Below are 26,323 nucleotides of genomic sequence, written 5' to 3' on the forward strand. Positions count from 1 at the left end.
GACGCGATCAATCGAACGACACCACGCGGTTGCGCCCGTCCGCCTTGGCCTTGTACAGCGCGGTATCGGCATGCGCCACCAGCTGGTGCGCCACGCCTTCAATGGCATGGTCGCGCTCGAAGTCTTCGAGCGTTGCGACACCGATCGACACCGACAGATTCAGCTGGCCGCCGGTCGACAGGTGGAACGCATGGCTGGCGATGCTGCTGCGGATGCGCTGGGCCACTGCCACCGCGCTCTCCAGGTCCGCGTCGATCAGCAGCACGACAAACTCTTCTCCGCCAAAGCGCCCCAGCGCGTCCGACATGCGCAGCTCGTTCTTGATGCGGGTGGCCACTTCGCGCAGCACTTCGTCGCCGCCCTGGTGGCCGACGCTGTCGTTGACCTGCTTGAAGTGGTCGATATCGATATACATGCACGAGATGCGGTACGCCTGGCGGCGCGCGCGCGCGATTTCTTCCACCAGGCGGCGGTCGATGTAGCGGCGGTTATACACGCCGGTCAGCGAATCGGTCAGGCCGATGTACTTCAACATCTCGTTGCTGATCACGTTCTCGAGGCAGATCGCGATGATCGACGCCATGTGTTCGACGAAGTCGGTGCCCAGCGATGGTGTAAAGCGGGTCGGATCGAGGCTGCCCAGGTTCAGGCTGCCGATCAGGCGGCGGTTGCGCAGCAGCGGCACCAGCGCGATGCTTTGCAGGCCGGCCGGCGGGTTGGGGAACATCGGCTGGTGCAGCACCGGCGAATAAGGTCCGAGCAGCGGCTTGGGCGGCCCGGTCAGCGCCGCACTGCGCGAGGGCACGAAGCCCAGCGCCGATTCGGCGGCGACGAAATGCAGCTGCGGGAACTCGGAAAAATCCACGCCCAGCACGTTCATCACGGTCTGGATGTCGGCTTCTTCGTCGACCAGGCTGAGGGTGACGATATCGAGCTCCGAGATGACCGGCAGGCTGCGGAAGATCGCGGTAACCAGCTTGGGGAAGTTGTCGCAGCCGACGATCTCGAGGTCGAACGCCTGGTGGCGCCGCATGATCTCGTGGTTACGCTCGGCTTGCTCCATCAGGTAGGCCATGCGTGCGCGCAGTGACTCGTTTTCAGTCTTCAGCTCGCTCGTCGACAGGTCCGAATCGTGCATGGCGCTCCTTCCGGCAAAAGTTAAACTCGCGTCATCTTACCTGAATGGGGTATCGCCGGGTCAGAATGACAAGGCTGCGGTGACCTGCTGGCCGACGAACAGCCGCTCGCCCTCGCCTGCCGTCACGATGCAGTTCATGCCGAAGCAGACCGCGTCATCAAGCTGCGGCTTCTTGCGATAAGCCTGCAGAATGTCGAGCGGGTCGGGGCCGGGCACGCCGGTGGCCTGGTCGACCGCCGGGATCGGGCAGCGCGGGCACGGCTTGACTGGCTTGAGCACCGCCGCGCCAGCGCTGAACGACTCGGCGTAGTCCTCTTCAAAGGCCTCGATGCCGTCGACCACGACGTTGGGACGGAAGCGGTCCATCGGCAGCGGCTCGCGGCCGGCGGCCTTGAGCTTGTCGTTCAGGTCGGCCAGCGAAGCCGAGCCGACCAGCAAAACCGGGTAACCGTCCGAGAACAGTGTCGGCGCTGCGACGCCGCCAGTCCACTTGGTGCTGGCGAAGCGCTTCGCGCTGGCATGGAAGCGCACCAGGCGGCATGGCGTGCCGATCACCTGCGAAAACCAGGTCGCGGTGATTTCGTCGCAATCGTAGGCAAGCACCGTGTCGTCCCACAGTTTGACGTCGCGCAGCACTTCGTTCTCCGGCGCCGGCAAGTCGAGCGGAATTTCCAGGCGCAGCATGCCGGGCGCGCGCAGCTCGATCGTGTCGAGCTTGATGCGCGGGGACACCAGCGCCAGCCGCGGATGCTCGCGCTGGGTCAGGAACTGGCCATGCTCGTCCACCACCATCCATTCGCGGTCGTAGACATTGTCGACCGACAGGCCGGCCGTCGTCAGCGTTGCCTGGCGCACGGAAATGCCGGCGCAGGATTTGATCGGGTACAGGACGAGTTCAGAAATAACAGCCATTGCGCGCGATCGTTTTAGTAAGGATGTCAGTTTACCGGAGCTGGCTTTTCGCCGCGCTCAGTCGCCAGGCGGGTGGCAAGGCCGGCATTTGCGCGGCTGGCCAATTCCCGGCAAGCGGCGTCGTTGATGAACGTGTTCTGCGCCGGCGTTTTGGCCGCGAGTTTTTCCATCATGCCCGATGCGCCAGGATGGGTCGTCAGCAGCACGTCGCACTTCAGCGCGCCGATCTTGTCGATGCTGGCCTGGAAGCGCTTCGATACATCCGGCGCGCCCTTGCCGCCGAGGTAGCGATAGTCGCCTAGGGAAATTGCCGTGAGGCTGTCGGCGTAGACCACGTCGAGGCACCTGGCGCCGTCGCACGAGGTCCAGCTGTACGAAGCGCTGCCTGGCGTGTGGCCTGGCGTCATGTGTGCGGTAACGGAAATCGGGCCGACGGTCAGCACCTCGCCGTCGCTCAGCACTTTCACGTGCGCGACCTTGGGGAAGTGATCGGCGTTCTCGGCGGTGAATTGCGGATCGTCCTTGCCGATGGTGCCGTCGCCCAGCACCTGTGCGCCGTGTGCGCTGGCCGCAACCAGCGCGCCGCTGGCGCGCTGCAGCGCCGCGATGCCGCCCGCATGGTCGATATGCGCGTGGGAATTGAGGATCAGCTTGATGTCTTCGACCTTGAAGCCCAGCTCCCTGATGTTCTTTTCAATGAAAGGCGCCGATGCCGGCACCGCGCCGTCGAGCAAGACATGGCCTTGCGGGCTGGTGATCAGGATGGCAGACAGTTCCTTGGTGCCGACATACCAGGTATTGCCGGACACATTGAACGGCTTCTGTGGATCGTTCCATGCCGCCGATGCCGTCCCGCTGACCATGAATGCCAGTGCCAGTGCCAGGGTCGCCGCTTTCGTCATCTTGTCATCTCCATTGTTTTTCAGCATTATAGTCAGAACGACAAAGCCCCCGGAGAAACTTGCTGTCGCAAGATTCCTGCCGGGGGCTTATTTGTTGCACGGGCTGAGCCCGGCACGCTGTTCGACGAATTACACGTTGAACAGGAAGTTCAGCACGTCGCCATCCTTGACCACGTATTCCTTGCCTTCAGCGCGCATCTTGCCCGCTTCCTTCGCGCCGGCTTCGCCCTTGAAGGTGATGAAGTCGTCGAACGCGATGGTCTGGGCACGGATGAAGCCGCGCTCGAAGTCGGTGTGGATGACGCCAGCCGCTTGCGGGCCGGTGTCGCCGATGTGGATGGTCCATGCGCGCACTTCCTTCACGCCTGCGGTGAAGTAGGTTTGCAGGCCCAGCAGCTTGAACGCGCCGCGGATCAGGCGGTCGAGGCCGGGCTCGTCCATGCCCATGTCGGCCAGGAAGGCGTGCTTGTCTTCGTCTTCCAGGTCGGCGATTTCCGCTTCGATCGCGGCGCAGATGGCGACGATCGGCGCGTTCTGCGCCTTGGCGTATTCGGTCAGCTGGTCCAGCAGCGGGTTGTCCTTGAAGCCGGTGTCCGACACGTTGGCCACGTACATCGCCGGCTTGGCGGTGATCAGGCACAGCGGCTTGATGATGGCCATCTCGTCTTCCGACAGGCCCATCGCGCGCACCGGCTGGGCGTCGTTCAGTTGCGGCATGATGCGCTCAAGCAGCGACACCAGCTTGGCGGCGTCCTTGTCGCCCGAACGTGCTTTCTTCTGCTCGCGGTGGATCGCCTTTTCGACGGCGGTCATGTCGGCCAGCGCCAGCTCGGTCTGGATGACGGCGATGTCGTCCAGCGGGCTGACCTTGCCGGCGACGTGGATGACGTTGTCATCTTCGAAGCAACGCACGACGTTGACGATCGCGTCGGTTTCGCGGATGTGCGCCAGGAACTGGTTGCCCAGGCCCTCGCCCTGCGACGCGCCGGCCACCAGGCCCGCGATGTCGACGAACTCGACGATGGCGTTGACGATGCGTTCAGGCTTGACGATCTCCGACAGCTGCTTGAGACGCGGATCCGGCACTTCGACCACGCCGACGTTCGGCTCGATCGTGCAGAACGGATAGTTCTCAGCCGGAATGCCGGCCTTGGTCAGGGCGTTGAACAGGGTGGACTTGCCGACGTTAGGCAGGCCGACGATGCCGCATTTGAGACTCATGGGAAGACTTTCTAATTCGATTGACGGTGGCGCCCCGCACGCAGGTGCGCCTTAACCCCACATTGTACCCTGCGAAGGCCCTTTTAGCCCCAAAAAGCGCGGAGTTGGCAGCTTGACAGCACCAGCGACGTGTCAGATCGGGCGCAACAGATCGGTGTCGGGCCGTGCGCTGAACGCGGCCAGTTCGTCGCGCAGGCGTTGGCCCTGCGACATCGCGATCTTCCAGTTGCGGATCCGCTCATCATGGTTGAGGCCGTAATGCTTGAAGTCCTTGCGATCGGGCAGCTTGCCAAGTGGCAGCGTGCGCAGGAATGCCGGCGTCGGCGCCACGATCACGACATTGTCGAGCCAGCCGCGGTTCGGGCCGCGCGCCGTGCGGCGCCACGGCAGGCCCTTGTCGAGCCAGCCAGGCACGATGTGTTCGGTAAAGTGCGGGTACAGCACCAGCGAGCCGTCGCCGTCGCCATGTGGCAACCGCGAATACGGCAGCGCGAGGTGGTAGTCGATGATGCCGCCGTCCCAGTAGGCGCCGCCGGGCGCACCGGCGATATCGCGCACCGGCCTCATGATCAGCGGCAAGGTTCCGGACGCCAGCAAGGCCGATGCGAGGTTGCCGCTGTCAAGATGCGAAAAATGCGTGGTGAAGGAATCAAACTTTTCGCGCAGCCATGGCGAGGTGTCGCGGCGGTCGCCCACCACCACGCGTTCGAGCATGTGGGCCAGCCGGTTGCGCGAGGCCAGGTTGAGCAGCGACGCCGTCGCAAAGCCGCGCATCTCGGCGCGCGGGTGGGCGGGCGAGGCCAGGCCGCGCAAGCCGCGCACCGTCAGCAGGTTGAGGCGGTAATGCGGATGGTTCAGGATTTCGTCCTCGCGCCCGCCGACAAATTCGCGCAGCAGGTTCTGGCAGACACCGTCGATCTCCTGCTGCGATGGCTTGGCCGTGTAGCGCTGATCGCAGTACAGGTCGCCAAGCCGCTGGAAGGCGCTCACCGGATCGGCCTGGCAAGCGGCAGCCATGCGCCAGGCGCCGATCGACGAGCCGATCAGGGTCCGTTCGCGCGGCGCCGAGGCTAGCCAGCTGCCGAACACCCACTGGTCCAAGGCCTGGAAAATCAGGCCTTTCGGCCCGCCGGCAGCAGCGGGGACGACCGCAATATCTCTGGCTTGCAGGCCGTGCTTGCGGATGTGCGCAAGGGCGCGCGGGCCGGCATGGAAGGAAAGTGCGTTCATTGTTCGATTATCGTAGCTGAAAGCGAGATCGTCCAGCGAGCGTCACGTCGAGCCACGCGCTGTTATCGGTGATATATTTGCATTATCTGTCCGTTTATCTGCACAACCAACCAAAGGATGTGAAACATGCGTGTACTCTCGAGAATGAACAAATCTCTCCTCGTCGCCTTCGCCGCGTCGGTCGTGTCCGTCAGCGCACTTGCCCAGGGCTGGCCGACCAAGACCGTGACCGTGGTCGTGCCATGGCCGCCAGGCGGCCCGTCCGACATCGCGGCGCGTCCGCTGTCGAAGGGCCTGACGGAAAACCTCGGCGAGTCGTTCGTCATCGACAACCGTGCTGGCGGCGGCGGCAACATCGGCACTGCGGCCGTGACCCGCGCGGCACCGGATGGCTACACCCTGCTGATCACGTCGAGCGCACCGATCGTCATCAACCCAAGCCTGTACAAGAAAATGACCTTCGATCCCTTGAAGGACCTGGTTCCTGTCACCAACCTGCTGCGCGCGCCGCTCGTGCTGGTCGTCAGCCCTACGCTGCCCGTCAAGAACCTCAAGGAACTGATGGCGCACATCAAGGCAAGCAACGGCAAGTTCTCATACGCCTCGTCGGGCAACGGCACCCCACAGCACCTGACCACGGAACTGTTCAGCAGCGTCACGAAACTGAACATGACCCACGTGCCGTACAAGGGTTCCGCGCCGGCGATCGCCGACGTGCTGGGTGGCCATATCCCGATGATGTTCGACAGCACGATCGCGATCATGCCGCACATTAAGAGCGGCAAGGTCCGGCCAATCGCCATTTCGGGCGCACAGCGTTCGCCGTTGCTGCCGGACGTGCCAACCTTCGCCGAAGCGGGCGTGGCGGGCATCGAATCGTACGCCTGGTATGGCCTGTTCGCGCCAGCCAATACGCCAAAGGATGTGATCGCCAAGATCAACGCCGAAGCCGTCAAGGTCATGAAGCAGCCTGAGTTCACGAAGATTCGTAGCGAAACCGGTTCGGACTTCGTTGGCGACACGCCGGAAAACTTCAGCAAATTCGTTCAGGCCGAAGCGGCGCGCTGGGGCAAGGTCGTCAAGGAAAGCGGCGCAACTGTCGACTAAACGACGCACTGGCCGGACCAAAATGGGATCGCAGTTCGCTGCGGTCCCTTTTTTTCGCCGATCACTTTAGCTTGCGAGGTGTCAAACGGAAACAGCACGGCATCGGTAGCATGGATTCTTTGGTCTTGCCGGAGAAATCACAATGCTGCGATTGCTTGCGATGCTGTGCCTTGCACTCACGGCGCCCTCTTCCTTCGCGGCCCTGCCCGACACGGGGACCGATTCCTCGCTGGTGATGGACAGGCAGCGCCAGCATTTTGTCGTCAATCCGGATGGCAGCTTTGTGTTCACGCTGGACATGACGACCACCATCGTCGAACCTCGCGCCGTGCCGGCGGCAAGCCAGCGCGCGGTGTCCTACAACGCCACGCTGGAAGAAATTGTCGCGCTCGAAGCGCATACGCACAAGCCCGATGGCCGCATCATCAAGGTGACGAAAGAGCAGATCAAAGACCAGCAGGAAACCAGCTCCGCCGACGCGCCGATGTTCCACGACACGCGCGTCAAGGTGGTGGTGTTTCCCGATGTCGCCGTGGGCGACAAGCTGGTGCTTCACTTCGTACGCAAGCGCCACACGCCATTGCTGCCGGGGCACTTCGAGGATTTGTCGGCGGCCGATTTCTTCGTCACCAAACAGTTCGAGCTGATCTACGACATGCCTGCGTCGATGCCTTTGTACGCCGATGCAGTGGGTTTCGAAACAGTGAACATTGACAGCGCTCCCGGCCGCAAGCGTTACCAGTGGCGTTTCGTCGATGGCCCGAACCAGCGCATGGAGGCAGATTCGGTCAGTTATTTTGACTACGGCAAGCGGCTCGCGGTATCGACCTTCGCCGACTATCCGGCCTTCGCCACTGCCTATCACGCGCGCGCCGGCGACAAGGCCGCAGTCACCCCGGCCATCGCGACACTGGCGCGCAGCGTTACGTCGGGACTCGCACAACCCCGCGCGAAGGCGCTCGCCTTGTCCGACTGGGTGCGTAAAAATATCCGTTATGTCGCTGTGTATGTTGGCGCGGGCGGCGTCGTGCCGCACGCCGCCTCGACGGTACTCGATAACCGCTATGGCGACTGCAAGGACCATGCGGTCCTGCTTGAGGCGATGCTCAACGCGGTCGATATCGCGAGCACCCCGGCGCTCATCAATTCCGGGAACGCCTACCGGCTCCCATCGGTGCCGACGCTGGGCGTCTTCAATCATGTGATCACTTACATTCCCGGCCTCGATCTCTACCTCGATTCGACGGCGGCCGATGTCGCCGCTGGCTACCTGCTCAACGACGAACTTGGCAAACCTGTGCTGCTGACCAAAACCGGCACGATCGGCAGAACCCCGGATGCACAGGCGATTCGGCACCACAACATCGCCACCTACAGCGTGCAGGCGGACGGGAAGACCGGCATACGCGTGCACAAGACCGCCGGCGGTGCCATTGCCGAGCACTTTCGCCGCATCGTCCGCGATACCGACCAGGCCGATCGCGACATGCTGGTCGAACGGCTGCTGAAGGAAATGGGCCAGCAAGGCAGCGGCGTGTTCGATCCCGGCAACGTTAACGGCGCGGACGGCGACTATGCGTTCGGCTTCAAGGGAAGCAGCGACAATTTCATCAACCTGCCGGGACCGACGGGTGTGCGGACGTCGATCAACTTCTGGGGCGGCCTGGGCGACGCGGCCTACCAGCTTGCCAGCGAAAACAAGCGTCACCAGAATTTTTCATGCTTCGGCTATGACGTGGGCGACGAGACGACGTTTGAATTCGCGACCGGCATCGAGATACTCGCCGTGCCCGCGCCGTTTCACTTGGAGGATGCGTACTTCACATATGACGCAAGATATATCCGCAAAGGAAATTCAGTCGTGGTCAGCCGTGCGCTCAAGTTCCACACCAACAAGGCCGTGTGCACGCCGGCCGATTTCGAGCGCTTCAACCCGACGCTCCAGCGCATCATGCGCGACTTGAAAGGCCAGATTATTGTCCGGGGAACCTGACGCAGTTATTTATGGTCAATCGTGACAGTAGGTGACTTTTACCACCAAGGCATTCTGCTATGCTAAGCGGAGCGGCCGGTCAGTGAGACCGCATTCACTTAAACGGACTTCAACATGACGGATAATCTTTGGGTGTGGGTTGGCGCACTCGGAGTGGCAGGGATCGTTGCACTCTATCTCGCCTTCCATTTCTCAAAACAACGCTGGCCGCGCGCGCTAGCCGTGACGGTTGCAGGCGCGATCGTTTCAGTTCTTATCGGAGATGGCAGCGCTACCATACCGATTCTGCTGACCGGCGTAATCCTCGCTGTTTGTTCCGCGGCGACGAGCCGCAGCTAGTTGAGGATGCGGTGAGAAACGCTCAAGGTATCAGGCGCTCGGCTCGCAAGCGCCCAAACAGATCGAAGAACGACATATCGGTCGCCTGGTAGGCTGAAAACCCGAGGCGGCGGCTATTTGCCATGTCGGTCATGACTTCCAGCGGCCGTCCCAAATCGAGGTCGGTGTGCCACGGCGATGCCAGGCGGTCGAGCTCGGGTTCTGCGAGGCCGTGCCTGGTAGCGATCTGGCGCCACAGCGGCGCATCCTGCGCCATCGCCACTTCCAGCGCTTGAATCCGGCCGCTGTAGCCGGCCGCTTCGACGCCAAACCATCCGGCCAGTTTCGGCCACAGCCAGCTCCAGCGGAACACGTCACCATTGACGATGTTGAAGGCTTCGTTCTTGGCCGCATCGGTATCGGCCGCCCAGACCAGCTGCCTGGCCAGCATGCGCGCGTCGGTTACGTCGGTCAGCCCCTTCCACTGCGCTTCCGATCCGGGAAACTGGAACGGCCGCCCGGTTTCCTTGCAGAGCGTCGCGTATACCGCCAGCGTCGTGCCCATGTTCATCGCATTCCCGACGGCCAGGCCAATGATCGAGTGCGGGCGGTGCACGCTCCAGGTGAAGCGGTCGCGTTCGGCAGCGGCATACACCTCGTCTTCCTGCGCATAGTAGAAATTATCCAGCGGCAGGCGCGGCTGGCTTTCGCGCAGCGGCGTATCGGGCAGCGTGCCGGAGCTGGCATACGCCTCGAAGGGGCCGAGATAATGCTTCAGACCGGTAACGAGGGCGACGTGGCGCAAGCTTTTTTTCGACGACAGCGCATCGAGCAGGTTGCGCACGAGCGCGGCATTGACGCGGATATTTTCCGCTTCGGTTTCCTGCCGCATCCACGTCGTAATGAACAGGTGCGTGGGCGCCACATCGGCCAGCGCGGCCTTCAAGGCAGACGGGTCCAGCAAGTCGGCCGATATGTGCCGGACCCCGGGCAGATCGAGCGGTGCGCGGCGCGACAGTCCCATCACATCCCATCCATGACCCAGCAATTCGCGGGCGACCTGGCTGCCCCCGATGCCAGTAATACCCGCTACCAAAGCAATTCGTTTCATGGCATTCCCTTCCGGTTCGATCCCCTATTCTAGCTGCAGTCCAGAGGCACTGTACGTTGGGCGTCCTGTACGTGCCGTCCGGTACACCGGGAAAGGGTGACCACTCGCGCACACACCCACGGCATTCCCCCTGTTGTCGAAAATCTTTACATCTAAGGCGGATGACATCTGTAAGTGCTTGTTTTTAAGAACTTTTGCATCCTGGCATGATGATTGCTACATACGCAATTAGTCTTTCAACTAGGAAAATTAAAATGAAAAAAAGCATTATTGCATTATGTTTGATGAGCGCCGTTCTGAGCGCGCCCGCCATGGCAACCGTGATCGACTTCGATGCCACCGGCACACCACGCAATGTCAATGATTTGAGCTACGCGATCGACGGTTTTCGCTTCAGCTTCAATATGGATAACGTCGACATCGGTAGCGACAGCCCTTGGAGCGGCACCGGGCCTGCGTACAGCGGCAACTACGCCGCCCTGAACAATTACGGCTCCGCCGGCCAGATGACCCGTGACGACGGTTCCACATTTTCGTTTCAGAGCCTGTGGGTGAAAAACTGGTTCAGCGGCTCGGACCGCACCGGCAACGTCTACGGCTACCGCAACGGCATCGCTGTTGGCCACGTGTCCAGTAATAGTTCCGGCGCATGGACCCAGGTCACCGGCAATTTCGCGGAAATCGATACACTTAGCTTCGACTTCGGCAACTATTTCTTGATCGACAACATCACTGTGAACGATACGCCGGATCCAGTCGACGTACCCGAGCCAGGTAGCCTGGCGCTGTTGGGCTTGGGCCTGGCCGGGCTGTTTGCTGGCAAAAAGCGTCTGCGCTGACCTGGTGAAGGGCTGCGCGTGGGTGCTGCTGTCAGGCGGTATGCAGCTGCATCGTCGCGATATCGAACTTGCCTTCGATCGCCAGCGGCAGCACGCGCAGGCTCTTCTCGATCGATTCCTCGATCAGCACCTGCTCTTCCTTGCGCGGCCGGTGCAGCACGAAATCGGCCACCGCCTGCTGCGAATTCAGGCTGCGCGGGTGGCCGATGCCGATGCGCAGGCGCCAGTAATCCTGGGTGCCCAGCGCTGCGGTGATGTCCTTCAGGCCATTGTGCCCGCCTGACGATCCGCCCTTCTTCATCTTGACCACGCCAGGCGCCAGGTCGAGCTCGTCGTGCACGACCAGCACTTCATCCGGGTTGATCTTGAAGAAGCGCGCCAGCCCGCCCACCGACTGTCCGGAGCGGTTCATGAAGGTCTGCGGCTCCAGCAGCCACACTTCCTGGCCCTTGATCGCCGTCTTGGCGACCAGCGCGTTAAAGCGCGATTCGCGCTGCAGGCGGCAGCCGGGCAGGCTGTTGGCGAGGTTGTCGACCAGCCAGAAGCCCGCGTTGTGGCGGGTCAGTTCATATTCGGGCCCGGGGTTGCCCAGGCCGACGATCAGGCGAATTGGCATGTTGTTCCAAATGCAAAAAACACTATTATCCGTGAAAACAGACAAAAAAAACCCCGTTTGCACTTAGCGCGATGTTGAGCACGCTAAGGCCTACGGGGTTTTCCGGCACACCGCATCGCTGCGGCGTTGCGAATTACTTCTTCGCTTTTGGCTTTTCTTCAGCTGCAGGCTCTGCTGCTGCAGCTTCAGCAGCAACGTGGCCTGCTGGTACAGCTGCGGTAGCGACGGTCTGGTTGGTGCCGTGGGTGATTGCGGTCACGCCTTTTGGCAGCGTCAGGTCAGCGACGTGGATCGAATGGCCGACATCGATGTTTGCCAGGTCAACATTGATGAACTCTGGCAGGTCAGCTGGCATGCACGAAATTTCGATTTCTTGCATGACGTGCGACACGGTTGCGCCGTGCAGCTTGACCGCTGGCGAAACGTCAGCGTTGATGAAGTGCAGTGCTACTTTCTTGTGCACTTTGCTCGATGCGTCAACGCGCTGGAAGTCAGCGTGCAGAACCAGTTGCTTGTATGCGTGCATCTGGAAGTCGCGCAGCAGAACTTGCTGGGTCTTGCCGTCGATTTCGAGGTCGAGGATCGAACCGTGGAACGCTTCTTTCTTCAGCGCGTGCCACATGGCGTTGCCATCCAGGGCGATCAGTACCGGGGCTTCTGCGCCACCGTAGATGATGCCTGGGGTCTGGCCAGCATTGCGCAGGCGGCGGCTCGCTCCGGTCCCCTGCAGAGTGCGGTTAAATGCGATAACTTTCATGTGAAACTCCAAAAAATGCGGGGCTTGATCGCCCTGCGTTGTGAGACCTCCCGCGACCAGGAGGCTCAAGAATGGGTGCAGCTTCGCACCCAAGAAAGGTTAAAACCTTGAAGACACAACGGCGCGCTGGCATTTTCGCCAGCGCGCCGCATGAATACAGCTAATTGGTTCGACCGCTTAGTCGATGAACAGCGACATGACCGAGTCGCCCTTGCTGATACGCTTGAACGTTTCAGCCAGCAGCGGTGCACAGGTCAGCTGGCGGATCTTGGTGCAGGCCTGGGCCGCGGCCGACAGCGGAATCGTGTCCGTCACCACCAGTTCGTCCAGCGGCGACGCGCTGATGCGGTCGATCGCCGGGCCGGACAGGACCGGGTGCGTGCAGTAAGCCACCACTTTCTTGGCGCCGCGCTCCTTGAGCACTTCGGCAGCCTTGGTCAGCGTGCCCGCGGTGTCGACCATGTCATCCATGATCACGCAGTTGCGGCCTTCGACTTCACCGATGATGTTCATCACTTCCGACACGTTCGCCTTCGGGCGGCGCTTGTCGATGATGGCCAGGTCGCAGCCGAGGCGCTTTGCCAGCGCACGGGCACGCACCACGCCGCCGACGTCCGGCGAGACCACCAGCAGGTCGTCGTAGTTGCGCTTTTGCAGGTCGCCCAGCAGGATCGGGGAAGCGTAGATGTTATCTACAGGAATATCGAAGAAGCCCTGGATCTGGTCAGCGTGCAAGTCCATGATCAGGACGCGCTCGACGCCGGCTTCTTCCAGCATGTTGGCGACAACTTTCGCCGAAATCGCCACGCGCGCCGAACGCGGACGGCGGTCTTGGCGGGCGTAACCGAAATAAGGGATCGCTGCGGTAATCCGGCCTGCGGAAGCGCGCTTGAGCGCGTCGACCATCAGGATGATTTCCATCAGGTTGTCGTTCGTCGGCGAGCACGTCGACTGCAGAACGAACACATCTTTGCCGCGGACATTCTCGTTGATCTCGACCATGACTTCGCCGTCCGAAAATTTGGACACGACTGCCTTGCCGAGGGGGATGCTGAGATTTTTTACGACTCCTTCTGCCAACGCAGGATTAGCGTTGCCGGTAAAAACCATCAGGTTTTCGTAAGCCATGGGAGTCCCAAGAGGTAAGCGTTGAATCTTGAATGTCGCCGCCCGGGTTACCGCGCGGCGCTGTGTTAAAAGTGACTCGCGAGAGCGAGGCCACCGACTTTACCTGCTGGACGCTGACTTCGCATCGACAGACCAGGCAAAATTGAATGGCAGGGGAACAAGGATTCGAACCTTGGTATGCTGGAATCAAAATCCAGTGCCTTAACCAGCTTGGCGATTCCCCTACGCAACTGACTGCTTGTCGTACCATTCAACGTGACTCACGCCGAACAAAACGCCAAACGAATTCTAGTCTAAAACTCCACCAACTTGCAACACCTCAGCCAGTGGATGTCGTGCCAGCGATTTCGCTTTCCACGCGGTCCAGACGGCAGGCACAGTACTGAGCACCCGGTCGGCTTCGCTTTCGGTGGAAAACGCGCAAAACACGCACGCCCCTGAGCCAGTCATCCTGGCTTTGCCGAACTGCGAGAGCCATTTGACCGCCTCGGCTACCGGCGGGAACAAGCGCTCTGCTACAGCTTGCAAGTCGTTCTTTCCAAACCCGCCCGGATTCGTTTGACTCACGAGGCATCTGGAAAAGTCCGCTATTGTGACGGGTTCCGTGTTCCTTGTCAAATCCCCTGACGAAAAAATTGCCGCAGTAGGCACAGAAATGCCCGGTTCGATCACCACATACCAGGACGCCGGCACCGCCACCGGCACCAGGGCCTCGCCCACGCCTTCGGCAAACGCGGTCTGGCCGAAGATGAAAAACGGAATGTCGGCGCCCAGCGGCAAGCCCAGCGCCATCAGTTCCTCGCGGTCCAGACCGGCCTGCCACAAATGGTTGGCCGCCATCAGCGCGGTGGCCGCATCGGATGAACCGCCGCCCAGCCCTCCTCCCATCGGCAGGATCTTGTCGATCTCGACATCGATCCCCGGCGCGGCGCGGCCATGGCGGCGCTCGAATTCAGCCGCCAGCAGGCGCAAGGCGCGCACGATCAGATCTTGCTGTTCCGGCACGCCCGCCACCTCGGTCAGGCGGCGAATCTGCCCGTCGTCACGTGCGGCGAAATGCAGCGTGTCGCCATGGTCGACCATCTGGAACACCGTTTGCAGCAGGTGATAGCCGTCAGGACGGCGGCCGCACACGTGCAAAAACAGGTTGAGCTTGGCCGGCGCGGGACAATCGCGCAAGGCATGCAGCGCCATCGTTCAGCCCTGTGCGTCGATAACGATGCGCAATGCCAGCGGCTCGGACGTGGCAGTCGCGGCGCGCACGGCGTCGATGCGCTTCGGTGCTGGCTGGGCGGCGTTCTCGTCCTGCCACGACACGAAGGTCAGTTGCCAGCCATCGGCGGTGGTGACGGAATTGCTGGCCGGCGAGGCGGTAAAGCGCTTGCCGCCGGGGCCGGTGGCGTAGCCCTGCAGCCAGTCGCGCAAGCCCGAGACCGGCAGCGACCAGCCCAGCGTCTGGGCGGTGAGGCTGTCGATGTCTTTGGCCACGCGCGGGGCCTGGTCGGTCTGGGTCAGCGTTGCCGATTCCGGCGTGACGATGATTTTCGCCAGCGTCTGGCCGAGCGGGGACGCCAGCGCGACATCGATCCGCTCGCCTTTCTGCGACCAATTGAACTTGCCGGACAAGGTTTCCGGCTTGCCGTCGCGTTCGTAGTTGACCGACAGGCGGCCGGCCAGGTCGATCGCGTCGCGGTAAGCGGCGACCGGGGCATGCGACATGCTCGTTGGCGCGGTGGTGGCGCAGGCTGTCAGCAGGATAGCCGCGCACGTTGTGGTGACGAGTTTGATCAGTTGATTATTCATTCGAGCCAGTTCAGAAGCCCCGTCGTTCGCGCCAAGGCGGGAACCCATGCCGCGACGGTGTCTCACGCGGCGCATGGATTCCCGTTTTCGCGGGAATGACGGAAAAGTTTTGGAATTCGTAGGGCGGATCAGCGTAAGCGCATCCGCCGATTGCTTACCGTGTCGCCAATTATCTCAGAGCTTGAGCTGAAGCCGCGCCAGCGTGTTCCTGAGCGTATCGTTCTTGGGGTCTTTCGCGCGCGCTTCGCGCAACAGCTTGCGCGCCTCTTCCTGCGCGCCCTTACGCCACAGCACCTCGCCCAGGTGCACCGCAATCTCGGCATCCTTGCGCAGCGCATACGCCTTGCGCAGCTGGGTCTCGGCGGCATCGAGGTTGCCCATCCGGTAATGCACCCAGCCCAGGCTATCCATGATGAACGGATCATCCGGCGCCATTTTCAGCGCCTTGTCGATCAGCACCAGCGCCTCATCGAGCCGCACGTTGCGCTCGGCCAGCGAATACCCCAGCGCGTTGTACGCATGGTGATTGTCCGGCGCGAGCGCCATCACGTCGCGCAGCGCTTTTTCCATCACGTCGACGCGCCCGATTTTTTCAGCCTGCAGCGCGAAGTCGTACAGCAAATCCGGATTTTTCGGGAACTTGCGCGCGCCATCTTCCAGCACCTGATAGGCCGCCTTGCCCTTCCCCGCGTCGCGCAAAATCTGGCCCTCGGCCAGTACCACCTGCGCCTGCTGCGCCGCCTCCGATGGCGACAACCCCGCCAGCACTTTGCGCGCTCCCGCCAGTTCACCCTGCTTGGCCATCAGCTGCGCGCGCTTGACCTGCGCGCCGAAGTACAGCGCCGGGTCGTCGCTTTCGATACTGGTGATCCATTTCAACGCGCCAGCCAGGTCGCCACGCTGCTCGGCCAGCTGCGACAGCATCAGCAGCACGCGCGACGGATCGCGCTCGTCCTCCGGGCTCGCGGCCAGTACCTCGGTGAAGTGAATCAGGTATTCCTCGGCGGACGCCGGGTCGTCCAGCTGCATCGACAGGATGCCCAGCGCATACAGCGTGCCGAGGTCTTCCGGCTGATCCTTCAGCAGCACCTCGAACGAATCGCGCGCCTTCTCAAACTGTTTCTGGTCTACCAGCAAGCGTGCGTGCGCCGCGCGCACCTCGCGCGCTTTCGGATTGGCGGCGATAAATTTGGCCAGCATCGCTTCGACACTGCCCTGGTCGACGGCGACCTGCGCCAGCGTCAGCATGGCGATTTCGGAATCGGGCTTGAGCGCCAGTGCCGCGCGCGCCTCGGTTTCGGCCTGCGGCTTGTCGCCGCGGGCGAACGCGCTTTGCGCGAGCAAAATACGCGCCTCGACCATGTGGCGGTATGGCGACAGCAGGCGCTCGAACATGGCTGCCGCGGCCGCCTTGTCCTTGGCGCGGCTGAGGAACTGGCGCGTCTGGAACATGGCAGCGCCGCGTTCATCCATGGCGGCCTCGGCAAGGCGTTGCCTGAGAATGGCTTCCGCTTCCGGCAGCTTGTCGTTGAGAACCGCCAGCCCAAGGTAGGCGCGCGCGGCTTCTTCGGAATCTGGCACCAGTTCGCGCCAGACGCCGACCGCCGCCATCGCGCTCTGGTGCTCGTTCACGCTGAGCGCCATCTCGGCGGCGCGGCGCGGCAGGCGCGGGTCGCGCGTCAGCTTGGCGGCCTCGAGCAGCGCCGCGTACGGCGCCTGCCAGTTACCTTCGCGGAAGTCGAGCTCAGCCTTCATGAGCTTGTACAGCAGGTCGCCGGTCAGCGCGACTTTGGGCAACTTGGCGAACTCGCTGGCCTCCTCGGCGGCGGCATTATCGGCGTCGTCGCTGGCATCGGCGGCAGCGGTTGCATCGGCAATCGCGGCAGGTGTTTCCTGCACGGGCGGCACGGCATCCGGCTGCGGCAGTTGCGCCACAGCGCACGCCGTTAACAGACCCGAGAGGGTTACAATGACGAAAGCGTTTTTCAAAGCAATTCCAGAATGACATCGATGATTTCTGATTCTACGCCTAACCTCCCGGTCGCGTGCGCACCCGCCCCCGCTGCCCCAATGTACACGATCCAAGCCCACCCAGATGCCAGAATTGCCAGAGGTTGAAGTGACGCGCCGCGGCGTCGCGCCGCATATCGAAGGACGCATGGTCGAAGGCGTGCTGCTGCGCCGCGACGGCCTGCGCTGGCCCTTCCCCGCCGGGCTCGACAAGCTGCTGGCCGGCCAGCGCGTGCTGTCGACCGGGCGCCGCGGCAAATATCTGCTGATTCACTTCAGCCACGGCACCCTGATCGTGCATCTGGGCATGTCCGGCCATCTGCGCGTACTGCCCGACGGCACCGAATTCAAGAAACATGATCATTTCGACCTGATCGTCGCCGGGCAGGATGGCCGCCAGGTGCTGCGCCTGCACGACCCGCGCCGCTTCGGCGCGGTGCTGTGGCATGGCAACGAGGACGGCGCGCTCGACGAGCACCTGCTGCTGCGCGGCCTCGGCGTCGAGCCGCTGGAAGATGGATTCTCCGGCGAGACGCTGTTTCGCGCCACGCGCCGACGCAAGGCGCCGGTCAAGCAGGTGCTGCTGGCCGGCGACATCGTGGTCGGCGTCGGCAACATCTACGCCTGCGAAAGCCTGTTCCGGGCCGGGATCAACCCGAAAATCCATGCAGGACGCATCAGCGCCGCCCGCTATGACCGCCTGGCGCTGGCCATCAAGGAGATCCTTGCCGAGGCGATTGTGCAAGGAGGCAGCACTTTGCGTGACTTTATTGCCGTAAATGGACAATCGGGCTATTTCCAGCAGACATATTTCGTCTATGATCGTGCAGGGATGCCGTGCAGAAACTGTTTGGCCGAGATACGCCAGATCAAGCAGGGTCAGCGGTCGACTTTTTATTGTGTAAATTGTCAGAAATGACGAGGGCAATGTGAGCAAAATGGTGCAGGATTTCGAGCAGTACAGCGCGTGGCGCCAGAACGTGGCGGCGGCGCTTGAAGCGTATCAGGCCGGCGTCAGCCAGGCCGGACTCGGCGACGCCGCCAGCGAGCAGGGCGTCGCCCGCGCGCTCGACCGCATCCGCGACGACAAACTGTCGGTCGCCTTCGTCGCCGAATTTTCGCGCGGCAAGTCCGAGCTGATCAACGCCCTGTTCTTCGCCGACTACGGCCAGCGCATCCTGCCATCGTCGGCCGGCCGCACCACCATGTGCCCGACCGAGCTGATGTACGACCCGTCGTATGCGCCCTGCCTGCGCCTGCTGCCGATCGAAACGCGCGGCGCCCAGCTGTCGACCAGCGACTACCGCGACGACCCCTCCGCATGGACGGTGCTGCCGCTGTCGCTGGACGCGCCCGACAGCATGATCGACACCTTCAAGCAGGTCAGCCTGACCCGCTACGTCAGCGTGGCCGAAGCCACCCGCTTCGGCCTGTATGACGAAACCGACCCGGATGCGGCGGCATCGCTGAACGACCAGGGCGAGGTCGAGATCTCGCTGTGGCGCCACGCGATCATCAACTTCCCGCACCCGCTGCTCAAGCAGGGCCTGGTCATCCTCGACACGCCCGGCCTGAACGCCATCGGCACCGAGCCTGAGCTGACCTTGAACCTGATCCCCAACGCCCACGCGGTGCTGTTCATCCTGGCCGCCGAAACCGGCGTCACCAAGAGCGACATCGAAGTCTGGCGCACCCACATCGGCGCCGGTCCGGGCCGCATCGCGGTGCTCAATAAAATCGACGCCATGTGGGACGAGCTGAAAACCGACGCCGAGAACGACGCCGACATCGAGCGCCAGCGCGCCAGCGTCGCCCAGCTGCTCGCGCTCGACCCCGGCAAGGTATACCCGGTCTCGGCGCAGAAGGCGCTGGTCGGCAAAATCAACGGCGACATGGCGCTGCTGGAGAAAAGCCGCCTGAACGCCCTCGAAAGTGCGCTGTTCCACGAACTGATCCCGTCAAAGAAAGACATCATCCGCACCCAGCTGGCAGAGGAAATGGCCAGCGTGGTAGGTGCGCAGCAAGGCATGGTCACCGCGCGCACCCGCGACATCGTCGAACAGCTGCAGGAACTGAAAAGCCTGCGCGGCAAGAACCAGAGCGTCGTGGCCCACATGATGCGCCGCATCGACGTCGAGAAAAAAGAATTCGACGCCAGCCTGATCAAGCTGCAAGGCACCCGCTCGGTGTTCGCGCGCCTGTCCACGGAGCTGTACACCACGCTCGGCATGGACGTCGTACAGAAGGAAATCGACGGCGTGCGCGATGCGATGGCGGCCACGCGCTTTGCCACCGGCATGCGCGGCCCGGTGCGCCAGTTCTTCGACCAGGCCCGCCGCAACCTTGATTCGTCCAACATCAAGATCGGTGAAATCAGCGCGATGATGGAATCGATGTACCGGAAATTCTCGGTCGAACACGGCCTCTCGCTGTCGATCCCGATGCCTTTCTCGCTCAACAAGTACAAGCGCGAGATCGACGCCATCGAAGACGCCTACGCGCGCCAGTTCGGCACCACCACCCTGATCATCAGCAGCCGAAACGCGATCATGGAACGCTTCTTCGACTCGATCGCCTCGCGCGTGCGGCGCAGCTACCGCGCCGCCAACGCCGATGTCGAAGCGTGGCTCAAGGTCGTGATGGCGCCGCTCGAATCGCAGATCAGGCAGCACAAGGACCAGCTCAAGCACCGCCTCGCCTCGATCCAGCGCATTCACGACGCCACCGACAGCCTGGAACAGAAGATCTCCTCGTTCGAAAGCACCCAGGAAGAACTCGACCGGCTCAAGGCGCGCATCGCCCAGCTGGCGGGCGGCGTCACCCGGGCGATCGAATCCGAACTGCGCCTCCTGGAAGCGGCTGCGTGAAACGCGCGACCGAATTCGACGACCTGGCCGACCCGACGTTTTCGGCAGCCGTCATCGGCTGGCAGAAGGCGCACGGCCGCCACGCGCTACCGTGGCAAAACACGCGCGACGCCTACCGCATCTGGCTCTCCGAGATCATGCTGCAGCAGACCCAGGTCAGCGCGGTGCTTGGCTATTACGCGCGCTTCCTCGAGCGCTTCCCTACCCTCGCCGACCTGGCATCCGCCCCGTCCGAAGACGTGATGGCGCTGTGGAGCGGCCTTGGCTACTACACCCGCGCGCGCAACCTGCACGCCTGCGCCAGGCGCGTGATGGCGGAATATGACGGCGTGTTCCCGAGCGACCCGGCGCTGCTCGCCGACCTGCCCGGCATCGGCCGCTCGACGGCCGCGGCGATCACGGCGTTCGCCAACGGCACGCGCGCCGCGATCCTGGACGGCAACGTCAAACGGGTATTCGCACGCACCTTCGGCATCGACCAGTTCCCCGGCTTGAAGCCGGTCGAGGACGCACTGTGGCGCCGCGCCGACGCGCTGCTGCCGGCCGAGGGCATCGAATCGTACACGCAAGGCTTGATGGACCTGGGAGCGACGCTATGCACGCGCAGCAGCCCCGATTGCGGGCGTTGTCCGCTGCAGCAGCGCTGCGTGGCCTATGCGACCGGGCGCACGGCGGAACTGCCGGTGCGCAAACCGAAGAAGACCGTGCCGGAAAAGCAGGCGGCGCTGATGGTGGTGCTGCATGGCGGCCAGGTGCTGCTCGAGCAGCGTCCCGATTCGGGCATCTGGGGCGGCCTGATGTCGCTGCCGGAGCGCGACGGGCATCAGGCGCGCGAGCTGGACGCGGCCGCGATCGAGGATATGGTGCTGGCCGCGGGGGCGTTCGGCGACGTGGTCGAGACCGAGGCGCTGCTGCCGCTGGTGCACGTGTTCACGCATTACAAGCTGCATATTGCGCCGTATCGTATCGGGCTGGCAGAGCGCGCGGAACTCGACGCGCGTTACGTGTGGTGGGATATGGCGAAGATTGAGCAAGCGCCGCTTCCTGCGCCGGTGAAGAAGCTGCTGGCGCAGCTGGCGACACCCTCGCTGTTCAAATAGCCGTCGTTTCCGCGCAAGTGGAAACCTATGCAAGCCATCAGCGCCTGCTCGCTATGGATTCCCGCCTGCGCGCCGCTGTTGACAGTGCCGTTGCGTCAATCGGAGTCGGGGCACTCACAGAAATCGCGACGTTGAGACTTGGAATGCAAGATTCAACGTCGCCCCTGCGAAGGCAGGGGTCCATACTCGGCATGTTCGGTATTGACCCCTGCCTTCGCAGGGGCGACGTTGGCCTGCATTGCCGATTTCGTCGTGGCTGTAGCTTCTAAAACGACGCCTGGCTGCCAAGCGATTCGTCTCAAGCAGAATACTCCGGACAGCAGCGCGCCTGCGCGGGAACGACGAAGTTACAGCTCTTCCAGCGAAAAAATCCTGCGATGCTCGCGAATCGCATAGCGGTCGGTCATGCCGGCGATGTAATCGGCGATCATGCGCACCTGCCTGGCTTGGTCGCCCGTACCATCCTGATAATCCGGCGGCAGCAACACCGGCTCGGCGCTGAAGGCTTCATACAGCTCGCGCACGATCTTGCTGGCCTTTACCCGCATCCGGTTCACCTGGTAATGCCGGTACAGGTTCTGGCGCAGGAAGCGTTTGAGCTCCGTCGCATCCTTGCGCATCCCATCCGAAAAACGGATCAGCGGCGCGCTGGCGCGCACCTCATCGACACTGCCCGGCTGCGCGTCCGCCAGCAAGGCGCTGGACGTGGCGATCAAGTCGTCGGCCAGCGCGGTAATCAAACGCCGCAGCGTCTCGTAGATCGCGCGCCGCCCCGACACGCCGGGGAACGTGGTCTGCACCTCATGCCACAGCCGCGCGAAGAATTCCACCTCTTCAAGCTGCTCGATCGTGATCAGCCCTGAGCGCAGTCCGTCATCGATGTCGTGGCTGTTGTAGGCGATTTCATCGGCCAGGTTGGTCAGCTGCGCTTCCAGCGAGGGCTGGGTGCGGTCGATGAAACGCAGGGCCACCGGTCCAAGCGCCTTCGCGTTGGTCAGCGAGCAGTGCTTGAGGATGCCCTCGCGCGTTTCAAACATCAGGTTCAGGCCGTCGAACGCCCCATAGCTTTGCTCCAGCGTGTCGACCACGCGCAGGCTCTGCAGGTTGTGTTCGAACCCGCCGTGTTCCTTCATGCATTCATTGAGCACGTCCTGCCCCACATGCCCGAACGGCGTGTGGCCAAGGTCGTGCGCCAGCGAGACCGCTTCGACCAGGTCTTCGTTGAGGCGCAGGCTGCGCGCCAGCGAGCGGCCGATCTGCGCCACTTCGAGGCTGTGCGTCAGCCGCGTGCGGAACATGTCGCCTTCGTGGTTCAGGAATACCTGGGTCTTGTATTCAAGCCGGCGGAACGCCGAGCAGTGGATGATGCGGTCGCGGTCGCGCTGGAACTGGCTGCGCGAGGCGTGCGCGGCCTCGTCGAAGCGGCGCCCGCGCGCACTGGCCGATTGCACGGCATACGGCGCCAGGTACTGTTCGGGCGTCATGGCCGCATCATCCACTGCTCTTCACGCAGGCGGCGATCGTCGCCAGCAGTGTCTCGTGCGGCACCGTCGTGATGACCGCGCTGCCGAGAGGTTTCAGAAGGATGAACCTGATCGCGCCGCCTTCATTCTTCTTGTCCACTTCCATCAGCTCGAGCCAGCGTTCGGCGCCGAGGTCGGGCGCGTCGGCCGGCAGGCCGGCGGCGTTGACCAGCGCGCGCATCCGCTCGACGGCGGCGCGCTCGATGTAGCCCATGCGGCAAGACAGCTCGGCCGCCATCACCATGCCGCAGCCGACCGCTTCGCCGTGCAGCCATTTGCCGTAGCCCAGGCCATTTTCAATCGCGTGGCCGAAGGTGTGGCCGAAATTGAGGATCGCGCGCAGGCCGCTTTCGCGTTCGTCCTGGCGCACGATGTCGGCCTTGATCTCGCACGAGCGCGCGATCGCGTGGGCCAGCGCGGTCTGGTCGCGCGCCAGCAGCTTGCCGATGTTTTGTTCGATCCAGTCGAAGAACGGCGTGTCGATGATGGCGCCGTGCTTGATCACTTCGGCCAGGCCGGCCGACAGCTCGCGCTCGGGCAGCGTCGCCAGGGTGCCGGTGTCGGCGAACACGGCGCGCGGCTGGTAGAAGGCGCCGATCATGTTCTTGCCAAGCGGATGATTGATGCCGGTCTTGCCGCCGACCGAGGAATCGACCTGCGACAGCAAGGTCGTCGGCACCTGCACGAACGGCACGCCGCGCATGTAGCTCGAAGCGGCATAGCCGGTCAGGTCGCCGATCACGCCGCCGCCCAGCGCCACCATGGTGACCTTGCGGTCGCATTTGCTGGCCAGCAGCGCGTCGAACACCTGCATCAGCGAGTCCCAGTTCTTGTACTGCTCGCCGTCGGGCAGGATGATCTCGATCACTTCGCGGCCGGCTGCGCGCAGCGGCGCGGCGACTTGTTCGAGGTACAGCGGCGCGACGGTGGTGTTGGTGACGATGGCCACCTGGCGGCCCTCGACATGGCGTACCAGCAGCCCGGCGTTTTGCAGCAGGCCGGAACCGATCGCGATCGGGTAGCTGCGCTCGCCGAGATTGACGTTCAGGGTGGTGTTGGATGCTTCGTTCATCGCGCCTCGCGGTTCGGGTTTCACACCTGTCCGCGGATGCGGCGCGTTGAGCGCCTCCAGCTGGTTCAGGATGGTCTGAACCATCGATTGTACGTTAGGGCGGCCGGTGTCGATGACGAGGTCCGCAACTTCGCGGTACAGCGGCTCGCGCTGCGAGGTGAGCTCTTCGAGCCGGCCGCGCGGGTCGGCCGTCTGCAGCAGCGGACGGTTCTTGTCGTGGGCGGTGCGCGCCATGATGCTGTTGACGTTCGCGCGCAGGTAGACGACGGTGCCGCGCGCCTTGAGCAGGGCGCGGGTTTCCGGATTGAGCACCGCGCCGCCGCCGGTCGCCAGCACGATGCCCTGGCGCGCGGTGAGGTCGCGAATCACATCTGCCTCGCGGCGCCGAAAGCTCGGCTCTCCCTCGATCTCGAAGATCCACGGAATCGATGCGCCGGTGCGGGCCTCGATCTCGTGGTCGGAATCGATGAACTGCTTGCCCAGCTTGCGGGCAAGGATGCGGCCGATGGTGGTCTTGCCGGCCCCCATCAGGCCTATCAGGAAGATATTTTCAGAACTCAATTATTGTGATTTGAACGCAAACGTTTTAGCGGTTCCTTTCGGAGTCGTGACCTTCACGACCAGGCTTCCGGATGCACATGCGGAATCGGGCTTGACGGTCACCGCGTGAATTGTACCGCCGATTGCGTTCGAGGATGGAACCGATGCGGGGACCACTTCCCCAAGGCTCAGCTTGACCAGGTCGATGCCGGAAATGCTAGTGTTCTCAGGCAACGGATTGTTGTTCTTGTCGTGCAAGCGGAAATACAGGGTACGGGCACCGCAGGATGCGCCGGCCACGCCAGCGATTTCATCGACGGCGCCATCGGCTGTCGCCCAGTCGCGGCAGACGTCGCCGGTGCACACCTGGCGCTTCAGGAACGGGGTCGACTCGCTGAACACGATGACGGTCGAGGCGCTGATGTAGTTGATGCCCCACTTGCCGTTGCCGGTAGCGCGGTACACCGTGCTGTTATACGGAATCGGCAGGTCGCCTGAGGCGGCGGAATAGACGCCGTCTTCGCCCGTGTCGAGGAACGGATCGCTCAGGTCGGCAAACGGCTCGCCGCCGGACAGGCAGGTGTCGACCAGCGGACGGTAGACGGCTGGGACAGCGCCGTTGGCGTCGACGAAGCTGGTGCAGCTGTACTGGCCGTCACCATTCAGGTCGGTGAAGTTCTCGATGCCCTGGACGAAGGCCAGCACGGTGACGCGGCCGTTGGCCGGGCGGAAGTTCTGCGAGATCAGGTCAACCTTGCAGCCGCCATCCTTGGTGGTGCAGGCGCCCTGCGCCGCGGTGCCAACGGCGCCGCCTTCGGTGATGAAGTTGACTGCGGTGTTATCGGAGATCGGATTGCCGTACTGGTCGGCGAGCCTGATGTTGATTTCCGACTTTTCGCCGTCGTAGTTGCCGCCTTCGATGTTATGGCTCGAAGCGCTGATCGACATCGCCTTCATGATCGGCAGGCCGGTCGAAATCGTCAGCGCGTCGGACAGGCCGCTGATGGTCGAACCATTGCGGGTCGCTTCGGCGATCACGCGCACCGGGGTCGGGATGGTGCCCGACGACACCGTCGTCGTCACGCGGCCGGTCGCATCGGTAGTGGCGCTGGCTGGCAGTACGGTCAGGCCGCCGGTGTTGGTGGTAGCGCGGAAGTTGACGTCCACGCCGGCCAGGCCGTTGTTGTTGCGGTCGACCACGCGGAAGGTCAGCACTGCCGCTTCCTTGCGTCCCAGGCCGCCCGATCCCTTCAGCACGATCGAGGTGCCTTGCAGGTCGGAGCCGATAAACTGCATGGTGCCGATGTTGGCGGCGTCGACGTCGATATTGACGCTCTGCGACGAGTTGCCGATCGAGGCGGTGATGCGGTCGGTGCCGCGCAGGCAGCCGTTGTTGGTGTAGGTCGCGGTCTGAACGCCATTGGCGAGCGCGCCCATGACGATGGTGGCCGAGCCGTCGCCCACGCACAGCGAGGTCAGGGTCAGACCGGGTACGCTGGTGGCAGGCTGGCCGCCGCTGGTGACAGGAATATTGATCGCCACGGTGCTGAAGGCCGGCAGCTTGCCCGCTGGCGCAGGCGTGAGGGTCAGCGCGCCAACGGTCAGCGGGGCCGCGCCGACGGCGAGGTTGACGCTTCCCGTGGCGGTCTTGCCGGCGACTACGCCTTCGGCGGTGATCGCCACGGCGCCGGCCGCGGTCACGCTGGTCGGCTTGACGCTGATGACGGCGGTGCCGGTGGCATCGGTAAGGGCCGAGCCGGAGGATGGCGTGAACTCGACCAGCGCGGCGTCCGACGCGGTGAACTTGACGATCGCGTTGGAAGCGGCGATGCCGGTGCTGTCGGTCAGCTTGACGCGTACCTGGCCGGTCTGGCCGCCGGACAGCGAGTTGACCGAGGCGCCGCTGCCATCGACGACGCTGACGGTCAAGCGCGGCTCGCCTACTGCTGTGCCGGTGCCAGGAGTGGTGGTGCCGCCGCCCCCGCCCACCGCGCCGGGATTGCCGCCGCCGCCGCCGCACGCGGCCAGCGCCAGCGCCAAGGTGGCGCAGATAAGCAGTTTAAGAGGCGGGAGACCCGGAGTGACGGCGGCGGTATGCGACATGTTGAATCCTGATTTTTATTGTGTTGGGTTGTA

The 26,323-nt window shown here is 63.2% G+C and carries 22 protein-coding genes and 1 tRNA gene; 7 read left to right on the forward strand and 16 right to left on the reverse strand.

Features of this window, described 5'->3' with window-relative positions:
* Positions 1 to 7 precede the first annotated feature (7 nt).
* The 5 genes from I4X03_RS01015 to I4X03_RS01035 form a co-directional block, all read right to left on the reverse strand.
* Positions 8 to 1,138, reverse strand: a complete 1,131-nt coding sequence (locus I4X03_RS01015) for a GGDEF domain-containing protein (RefSeq protein WP_223464437.1) — start codon at positions 1,136 to 1,138, stop codon at positions 8 to 10.
* Positions 1,139 to 1,198: 60 nt separating this feature from the next.
* The gene (locus I4X03_RS01020) at positions 1,199 to 2,050 is read right to left on the reverse strand and encodes an MOSC domain-containing protein (protein ID WP_223464438.1); all 852 of its coding nucleotides are present in this window, start codon (positions 2,048 to 2,050) and stop codon (positions 1,199 to 1,201) included.
* Positions 2,051 to 2,076: 26 nt separating this feature from the next.
* Complete coding sequence (gene bla, locus I4X03_RS01025) at positions 2,077 to 2,952, reverse strand: subclass B3 metallo-beta-lactamase (RefSeq protein WP_223464439.1); 876 nt, start codon at positions 2,950 to 2,952, stop codon at positions 2,077 to 2,079.
* Positions 2,953 to 3,081: 129 nt separating this feature from the next.
* The gene (gene ychF / locus I4X03_RS01030; RefSeq protein WP_223464442.1) at positions 3,082 to 4,173 is read right to left on the reverse strand and encodes a redox-regulated ATPase YchF; all 1,092 of its coding nucleotides are present in this window, start codon (positions 4,171 to 4,173) and stop codon (positions 3,082 to 3,084) included.
* A 132-nt stretch (positions 4,174 to 4,305) separates the two neighbouring features.
* Positions 4,306 to 5,403 carry a patatin-like phospholipase family protein gene (locus tag I4X03_RS01035; RefSeq protein ID WP_223464450.1) on the reverse strand — a complete coding sequence of 366 codons (1,098 nt, stop codon included), beginning with the start codon at positions 5,401 to 5,403 and terminating at the stop codon, positions 4,306 to 4,308.
* Positions 5,404 to 5,547: 144 nt separating this feature from the next.
* Between I4X03_RS01035 and I4X03_RS01040 the strand changes: the two genes are divergently transcribed.
* From I4X03_RS01040 to I4X03_RS01050, 3 genes are all read left to right on the forward strand, one after another.
* A complete protein-coding gene (locus I4X03_RS01040; RefSeq protein ID WP_223464452.1) occupies positions 5,548 to 6,510 on the forward strand; it encodes a Bug family tripartite tricarboxylate transporter substrate binding protein in 963 nt (320 codons plus the stop codon).
* 142 nt (positions 6,511 to 6,652) lie between these two features.
* Complete coding sequence (locus I4X03_RS01045) at positions 6,653 to 8,503, forward strand: DUF3857 domain-containing transglutaminase family protein (protein WP_223464454.1); 1,851 nt, start codon at positions 6,653 to 6,655, stop codon at positions 8,501 to 8,503.
* A 114-nt stretch (positions 8,504 to 8,617) separates the two neighbouring features.
* On the forward strand, positions 8,618 to 8,842 hold the full coding sequence (locus I4X03_RS01050; protein WP_223464456.1) for a hypothetical protein: 225 nt from the start codon (positions 8,618 to 8,620) through the stop codon (positions 8,840 to 8,842).
* 22 nt (positions 8,843 to 8,864) lie between these two features.
* Here I4X03_RS01050 and I4X03_RS01055 read toward each other — a convergent pair whose 3' ends face one another.
* Positions 8,865 to 9,932 (reverse strand): SDR family oxidoreductase, encoded by a 1,068-nt coding sequence (locus tag I4X03_RS01055; protein ID WP_223464458.1) that lies wholly within the window; start codon positions 9,930 to 9,932, stop codon positions 8,865 to 8,867.
* Between the two features lie 254 nt (positions 9,933 to 10,186).
* Between I4X03_RS01055 and I4X03_RS01060 the strand changes: the two genes are divergently transcribed.
* On the forward strand, positions 10,187 to 10,771 hold the full coding sequence (locus I4X03_RS01060; RefSeq protein ID WP_223464463.1) for a PEP-CTERM sorting domain-containing protein: 585 nt from the start codon (positions 10,187 to 10,189) through the stop codon (positions 10,769 to 10,771).
* Between the two features lie 31 nt (positions 10,772 to 10,802).
* Here the strand turns inward: I4X03_RS01060 and pth are convergent, their stop codons facing one another.
* The 7 genes from pth to I4X03_RS01095 all read right to left on the reverse strand — a co-directional run bounded on the left by pth (position 10,803) and on the right by I4X03_RS01095 (position 17,010).
* Entirely contained in the window at positions 10,803 to 11,387 is a 585-nt protein-coding gene (gene pth, locus I4X03_RS01065; protein WP_223464473.1) for an aminoacyl-tRNA hydrolase, read from the reverse strand.
* 133 nt (positions 11,388 to 11,520) lie between these two features.
* Complete coding sequence (locus I4X03_RS01070; RefSeq protein ID WP_223464475.1) at positions 11,521 to 12,144, reverse strand: 50S ribosomal protein L25/general stress protein Ctc; 624 nt, start codon at positions 12,142 to 12,144, stop codon at positions 11,521 to 11,523.
* Between the two features lie 177 nt (positions 12,145 to 12,321).
* Complete coding sequence (locus I4X03_RS01075; RefSeq protein ID WP_223464477.1) at positions 12,322 to 13,272, reverse strand: ribose-phosphate pyrophosphokinase; 951 nt, start codon at positions 13,270 to 13,272, stop codon at positions 12,322 to 12,324.
* A 147-nt stretch (positions 13,273 to 13,419) separates the two neighbouring features.
* A tRNA-Gln gene (locus I4X03_RS01080) sits at positions 13,420 to 13,496 on the reverse strand.
* 64 nt (positions 13,497 to 13,560) lie between these two features.
* Complete coding sequence (gene ispE, locus I4X03_RS01085; RefSeq protein ID WP_223464488.1) at positions 13,561 to 14,466, reverse strand: 4-(cytidine 5'-diphospho)-2-C-methyl-D-erythritol kinase; 906 nt, start codon at positions 14,464 to 14,466, stop codon at positions 13,561 to 13,563.
* 3 nt (positions 14,467 to 14,469) lie between these two features.
* Positions 14,470 to 15,075 carry an outer membrane lipoprotein LolB gene (locus I4X03_RS01090; RefSeq protein ID WP_223464490.1) on the reverse strand — a complete coding sequence of 202 codons (606 nt, stop codon included), beginning with the start codon at positions 15,073 to 15,075 and terminating at the stop codon, positions 14,470 to 14,472.
* 174 nt (positions 15,076 to 15,249) lie between these two features.
* Positions 15,250 to 17,010, reverse strand: a complete 1,761-nt coding sequence (locus tag I4X03_RS01095; protein ID WP_223464492.1) for a tetratricopeptide repeat protein — start codon at positions 17,008 to 17,010, stop codon at positions 15,250 to 15,252.
* A gap of 160 nt (positions 17,011 to 17,170) precedes the next feature.
* Here I4X03_RS01095 and mutM point away from each other — a divergent pair, with 160 nt between their 5' ends.
* The 3 genes from mutM to mutY are packed head-to-tail and all read left to right on the forward strand — an operon-like array spanning position 17,171 to position 21,052.
* On the forward strand, positions 17,171 to 18,004 hold the full coding sequence (gene mutM, locus I4X03_RS01100; protein ID WP_223464494.1) for a bifunctional DNA-formamidopyrimidine glycosylase/DNA-(apurinic or apyrimidinic site) lyase: 834 nt from the start codon (positions 17,171 to 17,173) through the stop codon (positions 18,002 to 18,004).
* Positions 18,005 to 18,023: 19 nt separating this feature from the next.
* Positions 18,024 to 19,952: a dynamin family protein gene (locus tag I4X03_RS01105; RefSeq protein WP_223466163.1), complete on the forward strand. Its 1,929-nt coding sequence runs from the start codon at positions 18,024 to 18,026 to the stop codon at positions 19,950 to 19,952.
* Positions 19,949 to 21,052: an A/G-specific adenine glycosylase gene (gene mutY, locus I4X03_RS01110; RefSeq protein WP_223464495.1), complete on the forward strand. Its 1,104-nt coding sequence runs from the start codon at positions 19,949 to 19,951 to the stop codon at positions 21,050 to 21,052. Before I4X03_RS01105 ends, mutY begins: the two co-directional genes overlap by 4 nt.
* Positions 21,053 to 21,399: 347 nt before the next feature.
* On the opposite strand, the gene I4X03_RS01115 is transcribed toward mutY, so the two are convergent.
* From I4X03_RS01115 to I4X03_RS01125, 3 genes are read right to left on the reverse strand one after another with little or no spacing between them, the layout of a single operon-like run.
* Positions 21,400 to 22,536, reverse strand: a complete 1,137-nt coding sequence (locus I4X03_RS01115) for a deoxyguanosinetriphosphate triphosphohydrolase (RefSeq protein ID WP_223464496.1) — start codon at positions 22,534 to 22,536, stop codon at positions 21,400 to 21,402.
* Between the two features lie 7 nt (positions 22,537 to 22,543).
* The gene (gene aroKB / locus I4X03_RS01120) at positions 22,544 to 24,175 is read right to left on the reverse strand and encodes a bifunctional shikimate kinase/3-dehydroquinate synthase AroKB (protein ID WP_229428046.1); all 1,632 of its coding nucleotides are present in this window, start codon (positions 24,173 to 24,175) and stop codon (positions 22,544 to 22,546) included.
* Positions 24,176 to 24,208: 33 nt separating this feature from the next.
* On the reverse strand, positions 24,209 to 26,290 hold the full coding sequence (locus I4X03_RS01125; RefSeq protein WP_223464497.1) for an Ig-like domain-containing protein: 2,082 nt from the start codon (positions 26,288 to 26,290) through the stop codon (positions 24,209 to 24,211).
* Between the last annotated feature and the right edge of the window lie 33 nt (positions 26,291 to 26,323).

Source organism: Massilia soli (genome assembly GCF_016809835.1).
Lineage (GTDB): Bacteria > Pseudomonadota > Gammaproteobacteria > Burkholderiales > Burkholderiaceae_D > Telluria_A > Telluria_A soli.